Origin of the sequence: Bacillus thermotolerans (assembly GCF_000812025.2) — a bacterium.
GTDB lineage: Bacteria > Bacillota > Bacilli > Bacillales > Domibacillaceae > Quasibacillus > Quasibacillus thermotolerans.
The window spans coordinates 1-14,133 of record NZ_JWJE02000020.1 but is presented as its reverse complement, the minus strand read 5'-3'; the positions used below and the strand labels follow the sequence as shown (position 1 = coordinate 14,133).

Annotated in this window: 10 protein-coding genes; 9 read left to right on the top strand and 1 reads right to left on the bottom strand. The window is 49.9% G+C overall.

The genetic code is table 11. The annotated features are described in order from the left end of the window. Positions 1–514 precede the first annotated feature (514 nt). The 7 genes from QY97_RS09765 (at position 515) to QY97_RS09735 (ending at position 10,301) form a co-directional block, all read left to right on the top strand. Positions 515–1,930, top strand: a complete 1,416-nt coding sequence (locus QY97_RS09765; RefSeq protein ID WP_039238534.1) for an MDR family MFS transporter — start codon at positions 515–517, stop codon at positions 1,928–1,930. Positions 1,931–2,159: 229 nt separating this feature from the next. Further along, complete coding sequence (locus QY97_RS09760) at positions 2,160–3,152, top strand: thiamine pyrophosphate-dependent dehydrogenase E1 component subunit alpha (RefSeq protein WP_039238532.1); 993 nt, start codon at positions 2,160–2,162, stop codon at positions 3,150–3,152. Between the two features lie 24 nt (positions 3,153–3,176). Next, on the top strand, positions 3,177–4,217 hold the full coding sequence (locus QY97_RS09755; RefSeq protein ID WP_039238530.1) for an alpha-ketoacid dehydrogenase subunit beta: 1,041 nt from the start codon (positions 3,177–3,179) through the stop codon (positions 4,215–4,217). 26 nt (positions 4,218–4,243) lie between these two features. Continuing rightward, positions 4,244–5,506 carry a dihydrolipoamide acetyltransferase family protein gene (locus QY97_RS09750; protein WP_039238528.1) on the top strand — a complete coding sequence of 421 codons (1,263 nt, stop codon included), beginning with the start codon at positions 4,244–4,246 and terminating at the stop codon, positions 5,504–5,506. 16 nt (positions 5,507–5,522) lie between these two features. Then, entirely contained in the window at positions 5,523–6,902 is a 1,380-nt protein-coding gene (lpdA, locus tag QY97_RS09745) for a dihydrolipoyl dehydrogenase (protein WP_039238525.1), read from the top strand. Between the two features lie 347 nt (positions 6,903–7,249). Next, on the top strand, positions 7,250–9,094 hold the full coding sequence (locus tag QY97_RS09740) for a sigma-54-dependent Fis family transcriptional regulator (protein WP_039238523.1): 1,845 nt from the start codon (positions 7,250–7,252) through the stop codon (positions 9,092–9,094). Positions 9,095–9,149: 55 nt separating this feature from the next. Then, positions 9,150–10,301, top strand: a complete 1,152-nt coding sequence (locus QY97_RS09735) for a glycerate kinase family protein (RefSeq protein WP_039238522.1) — start codon at positions 9,150–9,152, stop codon at positions 10,299–10,301. Positions 10,302–10,371: 70 nt separating this feature from the next. Here the strand turns inward: QY97_RS09735 and QY97_RS09730 are convergent, their stop codons facing one another. Beyond that, positions 10,372–10,569, bottom strand: a complete 198-nt coding sequence (locus tag QY97_RS09730) for a DUF2188 domain-containing protein (protein WP_039238521.1) — start codon at positions 10,567–10,569, stop codon at positions 10,372–10,374. A 228-nt stretch (positions 10,570–10,797) separates the two neighbouring features. Between QY97_RS09730 and QY97_RS09725 the strand changes: the two genes are divergently transcribed. Together QY97_RS09725 and QY97_RS09720 are read left to right on the top strand one after the other, a co-directional pair. After that, on the top strand, positions 10,798–11,754 hold the full coding sequence (locus QY97_RS09725) for a DMT family transporter (protein WP_039238520.1): 957 nt from the start codon (positions 10,798–10,800) through the stop codon (positions 11,752–11,754). A 64-nt stretch (positions 11,755–11,818) separates the two neighbouring features. Beyond that, positions 11,819–13,807: a penicillin-binding transpeptidase domain-containing protein gene (locus QY97_RS09720; protein WP_039238518.1), complete on the top strand. Its 1,989-nt coding sequence runs from the start codon at positions 11,819–11,821 to the stop codon at positions 13,805–13,807. The last annotated feature ends 326 nt before the right edge of the window (positions 13,808–14,133 follow it).

Below are 14,133 nucleotides of genomic sequence, written 5' to 3'. Positions count from 1 at the left end.
GATCGAGCGTCTACAGTCTTTTTATTTTACCCGTAAATGTGGACTGCCCGTTTCCATTCCAGACGCTTCGCTTTCCGCGGGGCGGGCGGTGAGCCTCCTCAAGCTACGCTTTGCGGGGTCTCACCTGTCCCGCTGATCCCGCAGGAGTCTGCGCGTCTTCCATTCCAATCAACAAGAGTAATCAAGTTCATATAGCCGTACAGTCAGCCTTGTTTTAAAATAATAGAAAACAGATCTAAGGTGACGACAATATTTTTAAAACATCATTCCATTCAGCGAGACCAAATAGAGATGATTGCTTTAGATTAGCTGGTGCCCCAGAGCCATTTGGTCCATGAAATGGGGACAGCGATCGACTTTTCTTTTATTTACGAGCTGGAGCTTCTTTCATTCGAAGCTTTTTTTATATATAAAATACTAGGGATATCCGACTGCAACTCGTCTCCCTTCTTCTTATTTAACCGGTGTGTTATAATCTATGATTACTAATACGGCAAAGGAAAGAAGGGGAAACATGGCTAAGGGAAACTCGCAGCCAGGAGAAATTAAACGAGTGCCATTATTGATTGTGCTGATTTCGGGCGCATTCGTGGCAATTTTAAACCAGACACTGTTAGCGACGGCGTTTCCTCACATTATGAGTGATCTGCATTTAGACGCCAACACCGTTCAGTGGCTGCAGTCTATTTTCATGCTTGTAAACGGAATTATGATACCCATTACCGCTTTTTTGATCGAGCGATTTACGACGAGGCGGTTATTTCTTTTTGCGATGGGAGTTTTTGCGCTGGGCACACTTGTCTGCGCGCTGGCACCGGGCTTTGCCTTCCTCATGATTGGAAGGGTGCTTCAGGCAGCAGGGGCGGGGATTATTATGCCGCTGATGCAGACCATTCTCTTCCTCATTTACCCGATTGAAAAGAGAGGAGCGGCGATGGGCTTATTCGGCATGGTGATTGCCTTTGCCCCGGCGATTGGCCCGACATTATCGGGGTGGCTGGTGGAGCACTTCTCGTGGAGAAGCTTGTTCTATATCATCCTGCCAATCGCTATTATAGATGTTCTTTTAGCCTACCTTATTCTGCGGAACGTCACGAAGCAGACGTTTCCGAAGGTGGATGTTCTGTCCATCGCTCTTTCTACGTTAGGCTTTGGCGGCCTATTGTATGGATTCAGCGTAGCAGGAAGCGGCGGATGGCTGCATTGGGAAGTGCTCATTGCTTTTGCGGTCGGATCGCTTACGCTTGTCTGGTTCATTCTGAGACAGTTGAAGCTGGAGAAGCCGATTTTGGAATTTAGGATTTTCCAAAACAAAACCTTTACGCTGACAACCGCTCTTGGCATGGTGGTCTTTATTGCCATGATTGGCGGAGCGGTGATTCTGCCGATCTTTATGCAGAATATGCTTGGGTTCACTGCCTTGGAGTCAGGTCTGATGCTGCTGCCGGGTGCAGTTGTCATGGGGTTAATGAACCCGATTACCGGCCGTATATTCGATAAGTTCGGCGCTAAGTGGCTCGTCATTAGCGGCTTGGCGATTGTTACGGTGACCACGTTCATGTTCACGAATCTGACACCTGCTACGACCTTTGCGTATTTAGCAACGGTGAATGCGGTTCGGATGCTGGGCGTGGCCATGGTAATGATGCCATCCACTACAGCAGGGCTGAATCAGCTGCCGACGCATTTACTGCCGCACGGAACCGCCATGAACAATACGATGAGACAGGTAGCGGGTGCGGTCGGAACGGCCTTGCTCGTGTCCATCATGACTAACCAGGCGATACCGGAAGAGGGAGTGGAAGGCGCCATTCATGGGGTGAATATGTCCTTTCTCGTAGCGACGATTATGGCAGCGCTCGGCCTGTTCATGGCCTTTTTCCTGAAAACAGCACGTGAAGATGCAAAGACTCGTGCCAAGGGTGTGTAATAACTTGCTTTCATTCGTTAACCAGGTCCTTTCGAGGGCCTGGTTTTTTCGTGTCCCCATTGAGGGAGCAATTAGACACAAAAAGAGACAAAGTGAGACAGCTGTTCCTCTTTGTCTCTTTTATTCTATCGATCTATGAACCACAATCCTGTCAGAAAGCCGTTTTTCATATTGGCACGGACTTTGCAATAAATAGGGTGAGATTCAAAATGATAGGAGGCTGTGAACCATGGAAGTGTTACAGAATAATGAGGTAAGGTTAACGCAGGATAAAGCCCGCTGGATGTACCAAAAGATGCTGGAGATCCGCAAGTTTGAAGACAAAGTACACGAGCTGTTTGCACAGGGCATTTTGCCTGGGTTCGTTCATTTATATGCTGGTGAAGAGGCGGTAGCTGTCGGTGTATGTGCTCATTTAAATGAAAAGGATTCCATTACAAGTACGCACCGGGGGCATGGGCACTGTATTGCCAAAGGCTGTGACCTTGATGGCATGATGGCTGAGATCTACGGGAAAGTAACCGGCCTATGCAAAGGAAAAGGCGGTTCCATGCATATTGCTGACCTTGATAAAGGCATGCTTGGAGCAAATGGGATTGTCGGCGGCGGGTTTCCGCTTGCTTGCGGAGCGGCTTTAACAGCGAAGTATAAAAAGACGGACAATGTAAGCGTCTGCTTCTTCGGAGACGGTGCGAATAACCACGGTACGTTCCATGAAGGGATCAACCTGGCTGCTATCTGGAAGCTGCCGGTCGTTTTCGTAGCGGAAAACAACGGTTATGGGGAAGCAACACCGTTCAGCTACGCGTCCAGCTGTGAGCAAATCGTTGACCGCGCGAAGGGGTATAACATCCCTGGCATCCGTGTAGATGGCAAAGACGTGCTAGCTGTGTATCAGGCAGCTGAAGAGGCAGTCCAGCGTGCCCGCCGCGGAGAAGGCCCAACGCTGATTGAGTGCGTAACTTACCGTAACTATGGACACTTCGAAGGTGACGCCCAAACATATAAGAAGGACGAAGAGAAGAAAGAACATAAGACAGAGAAGGATGCAATTATTCAATTTAAGAAGCATTTATTGAGCCAGCAAATTCTGCCGGAGAACGAGCTGACGGCTCTAGAGGAATCCGTGGAGAAAGCGGTTGAGCACTCAGTGAAATTCAGTGAGGAAAGCCCATATCCAGAAGCATCCGAGCTGTTAAAAGACGTATATGTATCTTATTAACTTCTAAAAAAAGGGGAGAGAAACATGGCAAGAATCATAAGCATGGCAGATGCGATCAATGAAGCAATGAAGTTGGCAATGAGAAAAGATGAAAACGTCATTTTAATGGGAGAAGATGTGGCTGGCGGCGCCGAGGTTGACCACTTGCAGGATGAAGATGCCTGGGGCGGCGTGCTTGGCGTAACAAAGGGGTTAGTGCAGGAATTCGGCCGTGACCGTATTTTGGATACACCGATTGCCGAGGCCGGCTATATGGGCGCGGCGATGGCGGCTGCTTCCACAGGCCTTCGTCCGATCGCTGAATTAATGTTCAATGATTTCATCGGCAGCTGTCTGGATGAAGTATTAAACCAAGGGGCTAAGTTCCGTTATATGTTCGGTGGAAAAGCGCAAGTGCCGGTCACTGTTCGTACGATGCATGGGGCAGGCTTCCGGGCAGCGGCTCAGCACTCCCAAAGCTTGTACGCGCTCTTTACAAGTGTACCAGGCCTGAAAGTGGTCGTGCCTTCTACACCGTATGATGCGAAAGGCTTGCTGCTGGCGGCGATTGAAGACAATGATCCTGTGATCTTCTTTGAAGACAAGACGCTTTATAACGTGACAGGTGAAGTGCCGGAAGAATATTATACGATTCCTCTTGGCAAAGCGGACATTAAGAGAGAAGGCTCAGACGTCACCATTATCGGTATCGGCAAGCAGGTGAATACAGCTTTAGAAGCAGCTGAGAAGCTGGCGAGCCAGGGCATTGAAGCAGAAGTAGTTGACCCGCGCAGCCTGTCGCCGCTCGATGAGAATACCCTGCTTGCTTCGGTAGAGAAGACGAACCGTCTTGTCATTGTGGATGAGGCTAATCCGCGCTGCAACGTAGCGACTGATATCGCTGCACTTGTAGCAGACAAAGGCTTTGATTTTCTTGATGCGCCGATCAAGCGTGTGACGGCACCTCATACACCTGTGCCGTTCTCCCCTCCTTTAGAAGATATTTACCTTCCGACGCCGGAGAAGGTGATCGAGGCAGTTAATGAAATGATAGGAGAAACTCCTTCCGTCGGCGCGTACGCTTAATAAAAATAAAGAAAGGGAGAGAAGCGATGGCTGTAGAAGTGATCATGCCCAAGCTGGGAATGGCCATGAAAGAAGGCACAGTTTCCACTTGGAATAAAAAGGTCGGAGACAAGATTGAAAAGGGCGATTTAATCGCCAGCATTAATTCGGAGAAAATCGAAATGGAGCTGGAAGCACCGGCAGACGGCAGCCTGCTTGAAATCACTGTAGCTGAGGGACAAGGTGTCCCTCCTGGCACAGTGATCGGCTATATCGGCCAGCCGGGAGAAAAAGTTTCCTCGCCGGCGGGTGACGCGGATCAGCCACAGGCAGAGAAAGAAACGGCTGCTACATTAGTAGCAGAGAAGGCAGAGGAAAAGCCGGTGTCTTTCACGGCTTATGCAAAAAGCAAAAATCGTGTGAAAATCTCGCCAGTTGCCCGCAAAAAAGCGGAGGCAGCAGGCATTGATTATAAGCAGCTGCAAGGAACAGGACCAGGCGGAAGAATCGTGAAAGCGGACGTGGAACGGGCAATTGCCGCCAATGCAGCTCCTAGTGCTCAAAAGGAGGCAAAGGTACAACCGGCACCAGCTGTGCAGCAGGCAGCTCGGGCCGAGCCGGACGCACGCAGAGAAAAGGTGGCGGGCATGCGCAAGGTGATTGCCGACCGCATGAAGGCAAGTCTACAGGAGAGCGCTCAGTTGACAATGAATATGAAGGTCGACGTGACAGAGGTATTTAACCTGCAAAAGCAGCTGGCGGAAACAGCTCAAGCACACTTTGATACGAAACTATCTATTAATGATTTCATTTCCCGCGCGGCCGTATTGGCCCTGCAGAAGCATCCACAGATGAACAGCGCCTACATAGAGGGGGAAATTCATCAGTTTGATTCCGTTCACCTCGGTATGGCGGTAGCGCTTGATAATGGGCTGGTCGTGCCGGTCATTCGAAATGCGCAAAATGAATCGCTGGCTCAGCTGGCTAAGAAAATCAAGGAGTCAGCGAAGCGGGCACGTCAAGGTGAGCTGAACCAGGATGAGATGAGCGGCTCCACCTTCACTATTACGAACCTGGGTGCCTATGGCATCGAACACTTTACACCGATCTTGAATCCGCCGGAAGCAGGTATTCTCGGTGTGGGCGCTGCTGTAGATACGCCGGTGTTCAGAGGGGAAGAGGTCGAGAAGAGAAGCATGCTGCCATTAAGCCTGACATTCGATCATCGTGTATTGGACGGAGCACCTGCGGCTGCGTTCCTGAAAACGATCAAGCAATTGCTGGAAGAGCCATTTACTATGCTGCTGTAGAAGGAAGGTGAAGAGAATGACGGCCATCGCAATTATTGGCGGCGGCCCTGCCGGATACGTGGCGGCGATTACAGCCGCCCGTCAAGGCCGGCAGGTGACCTTAATTGAAGAGAAATCCATCGGGGGCGTTTGTTTAAATGAAGGCTGCATTCCGACGAAGGCCCTGCTAGAGAGCGCCGAGACATTTGAGAGAGTAAAGAATGCAGGATTGTTCGGTGTTCGTCTTCCGGCAGGTGAAGCAGAGATAGACTGGAGCGGGGTACAGTATCGCAAGCAGCAAATTGTGCAGACTCTCGTTCAAGGTGTTCAGTATTTAATGTCTAAAAATCAAATCACTGTGGTGAATGGCAAGGCTCGATTTATCAATGACCACCAGCTGGCGGTCGATACAGAGAGCGGCACGGAAACCATCCGGGCCGATAAAGTGATCATTGCCGCAGGGTCAGAGCCAGCCGCGCTGCCGTTTGCACCGTTTGACGGGGAATGGGTTATACATAGCGGGCAAGCTATGTCGCTTGCTTCTCTTCCATCCGAGCTGCTTATTATTGGCGGAGGTGTTATCGGCTGTGAGTTTGCTAGTGTATACAGCCGGATGGGGGCCCGGATAACGATCGTGGAAATGGCTGATCAGCTGCTGCCGGGGGAAGATGCAGATGTGGCCGCTGTGCTAGAGGGTAAGCTGGCGGAGGACGGAGTCGACATTTACACTTCTGCCTCTGTGAAGGAGCTGCGTTCCTTAAGCCAAACTGCTGTGATTGAAACGAAAGCCGGAATCAAGGAAGTGCGGGCCGATAAAGTGCTTGTAGCGGTTGGGCGCAAGCCGCGTGTGAGCACATTGCATCTGGAAAACGCCGGTGTCGCTTATTCCTCACACGGCATCGACGTAAATGAACGAATGGAAACAAGCGTGCCGCATATTTACGCATGCGGGGACATCATCGGCGGCATCCAGCTGGCTCACGTCGCTTTTCATGAAGGAACAGTGGCTGCCCTGAATGCATGCGGGGAATCTATGGAAGTCAATTACCATGCGGTTCCACGCTGCATTTATACCTCTCCTGAAATTGCCAGCGTCGGATTAACCGAGCAGCAGGCGAGGGAAACATACGGTGATGTACGAGTCGGGGAATTTCCGTTCCAGGCGAATGGCAAATCGCTGATTGCCGGTCAAACAGCCGGCAAGGTAAAGGTGCTGGTCGAGCCGCAATATAATGAAATTGTTGGTGTATCGATTGTAGGGGCTCATGCAACAGAGCTGATCGGCCAAGGAACCGTCATGCTCCAAGGAGAGATGACAGCTGAAAGCATGGAGCACTTCATCGCTGCCCATCCAACGCTGTCAGAAGCGATTCATGAGGCGCTCTTGAACACAGTTGGAGAGGCTGTGCACGTATAGAGGAGACACAGGAGGACAGCCGCAATAGTCCAGTTTGAAAAAATGGCGATGGTTACACAATCAACACTCCTCGTTTATAGGCAAAATAAAAAGACACTAGACGTTCGATTTCCATTTAACCTGTTTACAGTTTGATACCTCCACATTTGTGGAGGTTTTTTGTATGTTTATCTTTATAATTGAAAGAATATTCTATGTATTTTATAATGAGACATGTAGTCGTTCTCCATTCTTTCTCCAATGGCCACGTTTCACCTATTCTATTACTCTCACAAGACAGAAGCATTTCAAGCCTACATATGAACTAGCTTTTCGGATGTACGATTAATAAGTAAGGGGGCTATTTCATGCAATCCGTCTGCTATTTAAGTACATGGAAGCGTTTTATACATGAAGGAACCTTAGACGCGTCCCGCTTGAACAAACGTATCGCCGAATCATGGAACCGCTGCAGGCATCAGAAGGTGAACCCGTATTTGCAAAGGGGCGAGCAGTTTCTGACAGGTGACCGGCTTCAAAAGCAGAAGCAAAAGAATGATGTGTTTCTGCAGGCGGCGACGCCCGTGCTGCAAAGAATAGAGCCGATGATGAAGGAACTCGAAGCGGTCGTGCTATTGATTGATCCTTCAGGCTATGTATTGTCGATGACAGGCAATAAGAGAGTCGTCCATGAGGCGAGGAGAATCAATTTTAAGGAAGGTGTCCGCTGGCGGGAGGAAGAAGTAGGGACGAACGCAATCGGAACGGCATTGAGGACGGAGGAAGCCATTATGGTGAGCGGCCTGGAGCACTATTCGCTTGCCTCTCACGGCTGGAGCTGCGCGGCTGCGCCTGTGCACTCCCCTGATGGCCGGCTGCTCGGCGTCATCGATGTTTCCTGCTCGGTGGATCGCGCCCACCCCTTTATGTTTGGCATGGTGGCATCGGTGGCTCACGAGATTGAAAGTGAGCTGGCTGCGCAAGCCTATCAAAGAGAAATGAAGCTGATCAATAAATGTGAATCTTTACTGGAGAGAGGAAGGCTGGTTGCTGTGTGTGATGATCACTACCACATCGTCGCTGTGAGCCCCGCCTTGCGAGACTGCTTTCCAGATTATAAAGGAAAGAAGAAAGAGGAGCTGCTGAGGGAAGGCTTTTGCTTGAAGGGAGAGTCAGCCATCCTGTCCGATGATCAACAGCAGGTGATCGGCAGCTGCTTGCATTTAGAGGAGAAAGCTGTATCTGATCCTTGTCACCGTAAAGCAGAGCCGCCTTTCATCTTTGAAGGAGAACAAGGGACAAGCCTGTCCTTCCAGCAGACGCTTGAGGATGTACAGAAGGTCGCTCCAACTGAGGTAAGTGTGTGTATTTTAGGGGAGACAGGTACGGGCAAAGAAGTTATTGCCCAGGCCATTCATGCGAACAGTGCTCGGCGGAACGGCCCCTTTATCGCTATCAACTGCGGAGCCCTGCCAGCTGATTTAGTCGAAAGCGAGCTGTTCGGTTATGCAGAAGGGGCATTTACAGGAGCGAAAAGAAACGGCCATCAAGGAAAGTTCGAGCAGGCGAATGGGGGCACGATCTTTTTGGATGAGATTGGTGAACTGTCGCTAGATATGCAAGTGAAGCTTCTTCGTGTGCTGCAGGAGCGCAAGGTGACCCGAGTAGGAGGAGTGAAGGAGATCGAGCTGGATATTCGAGTCGTTACAGCTACTCATCGGAACCTGGAGCAGCTCGTAGCAGAAGGAACCTTTCGCAAAGACTTGTATTATCGACTTCATGTATATCCGATTTGTGTGCCGCCGCTTCGAGAGAGAAAGGAAGATATCCCGCATTTGGTGCGTCACTATGCTCGCAAGCATCAGTGGCCTGTTGATGTGCCAGATGCGTACATGGAACGGTTCTGTGAATATGACTGGCCCGGAAATATTCGCGAGCTCTTTAATGTACTGGAGCGGCTGCGGATCGCTTCACCGCAGCTGGCACTGAAGGATCTCCATGTGTTAGATCCTCTGTTTGGCGATCACCCTCTATCAGATACAGAGAAGAAGGAAGAGCAAAAGCTGCCGGAGATGAACATACGGGAGAAAATTCAAAAGGATTTAATGATCGAGGCTTTGCGGAAGACGAAAGGAAATGTCACACAAGCGGCGAAATTATTAGAAGTACCGAGAAGTACGTTTTATAAACGGCTAAAACGATTTGGTCTGTAAGGAGCTGGCTATTACTCGTTAGCCGGCTTTTTTTGATGAAGAAAGGGAGTTATATATGAATATATTAATTGCGCCTGATTCATTTAAGGGATCGCTTTCGGCAGAAGAGGCTGCCCGGGCGATGGCTGACGGTGTCCGGAACGCGGTACCCCAGGCGGATATACAAATCGTGCCAATGGCTGATGGCGGGGAAGGAACGATCGCAGCGCTGTCCACGCTTGGTGATAGACGGACAGTAACGGTCGCAGATCCGCTTATGCGCCCGGTTGAGGCGTCTTATCTTGTGATGGAGCATGAAGGAAAGCCGGCTGCTTTGGTTGAATGCGCGCAAAGCAGCGGGTTAACCTTGCTATCTGAACAAGAACGCTCCCCGATGAACGCAAATACATACGGGCTTGGCGAGCAAATCCGGGCGGCGCTGGAGGCAGGGTTCCGCCAGGTGATCATCTCGCTTGGAGGCAGTGCCACTAATGACGGGGGGCTTAGTATGCTGCAGGCGCTCGGCTGGAAGCTATATGATCAAGAAGGCCAGGAGCTGGACTCTTCGGGCAACCCGCTGCTTCAGGTGGCATCTTTTTCAGACCAAGAGGTGCATCCTGCCGTGCGTGAGACACGTTTTCTGGCGATGTGTGATGTTATGAATCCCTTTTATGGAGAGGAAGGGGCGGCTTATGTGTTTGCCCCGCAAAAAGGAGCGAGTAAACAGGAGGTTCTTCTGCTGGATCAGGCACTGAAACAGCTGTCCCGCTTGTTTAGCACGGCTTACGGTGTCGATGTGCAGAAGACAAAGGGAAGCGGAGCGGCTGGTGGTCTCGGCGGAGCGATTGTATCTGCCCTTGGCGGCCAGCTTGTGTCAGGGATTGATTTAGTGATGGAGCTGACAGGTATTGAGCAGCACATGAAGCGCGCAGATCTTATTCTGACCGGCGAAGGAAGCTTGGATGGGCAAAGCCTGCTGGGGAAGGTCCCGGTTGGAGTGGCGCGGCTTGCGAAGAAGCATGACAAGCCAGTTCTTGCTGTAGCTGGCCGGCTTGGAGAACAGCTGGAGGCGCTCCATCCGTACTTTGTCGGCTTGTTTTCGATTCAGATGGACTGCTATCCACAGGAAGAGGCGATGCGGGAGGATGTGGCCAGCCGGCAAACCAGGCAAACGGTTGAGCAGCTGCTTCGGCTGTATGCGTACAAGCATCATTGCCAAATCCGGTAAAGCGCATAAAAAAGAAGCGGATGGAATCTGCTTTATTCACGGTTCCATCCGCTTCGTTCGTCTATAAGAATCAATAGGTTCGTTCTTCGATGACTTGATGCTCCTCGTTTAGAATCTCCAGCTTGCTCGGGCTGTTCTCTTTAGCCAGCTCCTCTGCAGCCTCAATGGCTCCGCTCTTCGTCGGGTAAGAATTCTCCGGGGCTACATCCTCCAGCTTCACAATCCAGCGGGATGCATCTTTATTTGGTGCCACACTATAGCAATTCATTCGATCTCCTCCTTCGACATAGCATGTATATTCTCTTCTACTATTCTCTTCCCGCTCATCCAACGGCTAAACGACATTTAACAGGTCAGACCTTCACCGCTTTAAAGCGGTGGGGGTCTGACCCCCATTCCTTTAAAGCGATAAAGCAGACAACTTCTTATTGCGGCTGAAACAGGTATTACCTTATAGTGGAAGAAAAGAGAGAGTGTTCATGAGGGGGATTGTAGGGTGAGGCCAATTATATTAGGGGTACTGGCCGCGTTTTTCTTTGCGGCCACATTTGTGTTAAACCGTATGATGGAGATAGAAGGCGGCAGCTGGATGTGGAGTGCTTCCTTACGCTATTTGTTTATGATTCCGCTGTTAGTCTTACTTGTAGCCGGGCGGAAAGGGCTCGGCCAGATGTTGGGAGAAATGAAGAAAAACCCGGCTGCTTGGCTCGTTTGGAGCTTCGTCGGCTTTGGGCTGTTCTATGCACCGCTTTGTCTAGCGGCCGCGTATGGTCCGGGATGGCTGATTGCCAGCACATGGCAGATCACGATTATCTCCGGCTCGCTGCTCGCACCGCTTTTTTATCGTACGGTTCACACAGCCCATGGACCGATGCAGGTGAGGGGAGAAATTCCATACAGAGGGCTCGCTATGTCCATGATTATTCTTGCGGGAGTCGCACTGATGCAAATCGAGCATGCGCGTGAGCTTTCATGGCAAGCAGCCCTGTTTTCCATTCTTCCTATTATTCTTGCCTCCTTTGCTTATCCGCTCGGCAATCGCAAGATGATGGATGTGTGCTCAGAGCGATTAGATGCATATCAGCGTGTGCTTGGTATGACGATTGCCAGCCTGCCATTTTGGCTGCTTCTCTCAGGTGCAGCCTTATATACAGACGGTTGGCCGAGTCAAAATCAGGTGATTCAATCGGGGCTTGTCGCTTTATTCTCGGGCGTATTTGCGACCGTGTTATTCTTTGCAGCTACAGATCTTGTCAGAGGAGATATGCAGAAGCTCGGAGCGGTGGAAGCTACTCAGTCGATGGAGGTGCTGTTTGCCGTTGCAGGCGAAATGGTGCTGCTTTCCGCTCCGCTTCCCGCCCCCGTTTCTATCACAGGCATGCTGCTTATCGTGATTGGCATGATTTTGCATAGCTATGTCTCTCATGCGAAAAAAATGTCGTCTGGTGCTTAAGACTCAGGTACTTTTTGTTATAATAAGGCGAAGAAGTGTGAAATAGGAGGGAGAGAGGGGAAATATGCCGAGATTGTTACGGGTAACCGGCTGGCTCATGTTCCTGATCATAATGACTGCCTGCAGTCAATCAGATGCTTCAGAAGAACGCGCAAAGGAGTATATCAAGCTGTGGAATGAACAGAATTTCTCAGAGATGTATACAAACTATGTTGCTCCTTCTGTAAAGGAAACCGTAAAAGAAGAAGATTACATCAATCGCTATCAGGCGATTTACAGGGATTTGCAAGTAGATAAATTGAAAGTCACTCTTCTAGAAGAAGGGGGATCAAAGGAAGCCATACCGATTCAAGTAAGCATGAATACACTTGCCGGTCCAGTGTCCTTTGAGAAGGACCTCTCGCTCGTGAAGGAAGAGGTCGATGGACAAGAGGAGTGGTTCGTCAACTGGAACCCATCTTATATTCTTCCTGACATGGCTCAGGGTGACAAGGTCCGGATAACGACAACAGAGGAAGCGAAGAGAGGCCAGATCTTTGATCGCAATGGAAAACCATTGGCGGTAAATAAGCCTGGCTTTACAGTTGGAGTCGAAGCAGGTGTAGTAGACGGACAGGCAGAAGTGAAGGAAAAGCTCGCTCAGCTGCTTAATATTACCACCGAAGCCATTGATGAGAAGCTTCAGCAATCGTGGGTACAGCCCGGGAATTTTGTCCCGCTGGGCACGGTAGCGGGGGATAACAAAGAAATCTTAGATCAGCTGAAGCAGATTGAAGGGGTACAAACCCAGGAGATGACCACTCGCCATTATCCTTACAAAGAGGCGCTCGGTCACTTGACGGGCTATATCGGTCCGATTAACGGAGAAGAATTAGAAAAGATGAAGGCCAAGGGGTACACGGCCCAGGATGAAATAGGCAAGCGGGGGCTGGAAGAGGTGCTTGAGGAAGACTTGCGTTCAAGAGATGGCAAGCGTATCTACATTGAAAAAGAGAATGGGGAAACGGTCACTGTTGCAGAAACAAAGGCTAAGAATGGCAAGGATATCAAGCTGGCCATTGATGCCGAGATGCAGAAAACGTTGTACGATCAAATGGAAGGAAAGCCGGGCACGGCGGCAGCTGTTCACCCGACAACAGGAGAAGTGATGGCGCTCGTCAGCTCACCAGGTTTTGACCCGAATGAGTTTACGCAAGGCATCTCCAGCAGCCGGTATAAGGAACTGGAAGAAGATCCAGACAAGCCGTTGTTTAACCGCTTCTCCGCTGCTTATTCACCGGGGTCTACGATGAAGCTGATCACTACAGCCATCGGTTTGACTGCCGGCACACTGGATCCAGCTAAGGAACGTCCAATTACGGGTCTTCATTGGCAAAAGGATGAATCGTGGGGCGACTACTATGTGACGCGCGTCTCCGATATTGGCCAGCCAGTGAATTTAAGAGAGGCGTTCGTTCATTCCGACAACATTTATTTTGCCCAAACCGCTTTAGAAATGGGAGCGGATAAGATGGAGGCTGGCTTACAGGCATTCGGCTTCGGTGAAAAGCTGCCGTTTGCTTACCCCGTCCGCCAATCTCAAATATCGAACAGCGGACAGCTAGATAAAGAAGTGCTTTTAAGTGATACAGGCTACGGCCAAGGGGAAGTGCTGACAAGCATGGTCCATCTTGCCTCCGCTTATGGAGGTGTCATTAATAATGGCACCATGATGACACCTCAGCTTTATGCGGATACAGCACCTAAAGCTTGGAAAACAGGCCTTGTCTCTCAAGAGAATGCCGATCTGCTGAAGAAGCATCTGCGTTCAGTTGTACAGGAAGGCACGGCGCAGGAAGCGAACATTCCAGGAAGAACATTGGCCGGAAAAACAGGCACCGCTGAACTGAAGGCGGGGAAAGAAGCCGAAGGGGAAGAGAACGGCCTGTTCGTCGTTTATGATCAGCAAAACCCTGACTTCGTGTTAGCCGTGATGATGGAACACGTGAAAGAATCAGGGGGAAGCAAGGAAGCTATTCGGACGGCTGTCCAGTTTTTTAATCATTGGAAGTGAGTCCGCAAGTGAAAAAAGCCGCAGAAAAAGAGACCTTTTTCTGCGGCTTTTTGTTTGGTCAAGAAAGAGATAATTTTGTCGAAATTTTCTAAGATAATATATCCAATGCAAGAAATTTTTTCTTGTATCAATAATGAGATATGTTACAATAAATGTAGCTTTCTGTTTTGTATTGAATATTAAAGTGGCAGTGGTTGGATGGCCCAAAAGCATTTGCTCCTTGGAGCAAATGCTTTTCACGTTGTTGAAAAACAACTTAGTCAAGAAAACCCTGGTGAATTCTCACCGGGGTTTTCACTTTTTTTAAATTGTTAAATGGAATCTTC

What these genes read in the sequence shown, in the direction of transcription:
- QY97_RS09755 (WP_039238530.1), top strand. Translation starts at nt 3,177, where the DNA reads ATGGCAAGAATCATAAGCATGGCAGATGCGATCAATGAAGCAATGAAG.
- QY97_RS09720 (WP_039238518.1), top strand. Translation starts at nt 11,819, where the DNA reads ATGCCGAGATTGTTACGGGTAACCGGCTGGCTCATGTTCCTGATCATA.
- QY97_RS09760 (WP_039238532.1), top strand. Translation starts at nt 2,160, where the DNA reads ATGGAAGTGTTACAGAATAATGAGGTAAGGTTAACGCAGGATAAAGCC.
- lpdA (WP_039238525.1), top strand. Translation starts at nt 5,523, where the DNA reads ATGACGGCCATCGCAATTATTGGCGGCGGCCCTGCCGGATACGTGGCG.
- QY97_RS09750 (WP_039238528.1), top strand. Translation starts at nt 4,244, where the DNA reads ATGGCTGTAGAAGTGATCATGCCCAAGCTGGGAATGGCCATGAAAGAA.
- QY97_RS09740 (WP_039238523.1), top strand. Translation starts at nt 7,250, where the DNA reads ATGCAATCCGTCTGCTATTTAAGTACATGGAAGCGTTTTATACATGAA.
- QY97_RS09730 (WP_039238521.1), bottom strand. Translation starts at nt 10,569, where the DNA reads ATGAATTGCTATAGTGTGGCACCAAATAAAGATGCATCCCGCTGGATT.
- QY97_RS09765 (WP_039238534.1), top strand. Translation starts at nt 515, where the DNA reads ATGGCTAAGGGAAACTCGCAGCCAGGAGAAATTAAACGAGTGCCATTA.
- QY97_RS09735 (WP_039238522.1), top strand. Translation starts at nt 9,150, where the DNA reads ATGAATATATTAATTGCGCCTGATTCATTTAAGGGATCGCTTTCGGCA.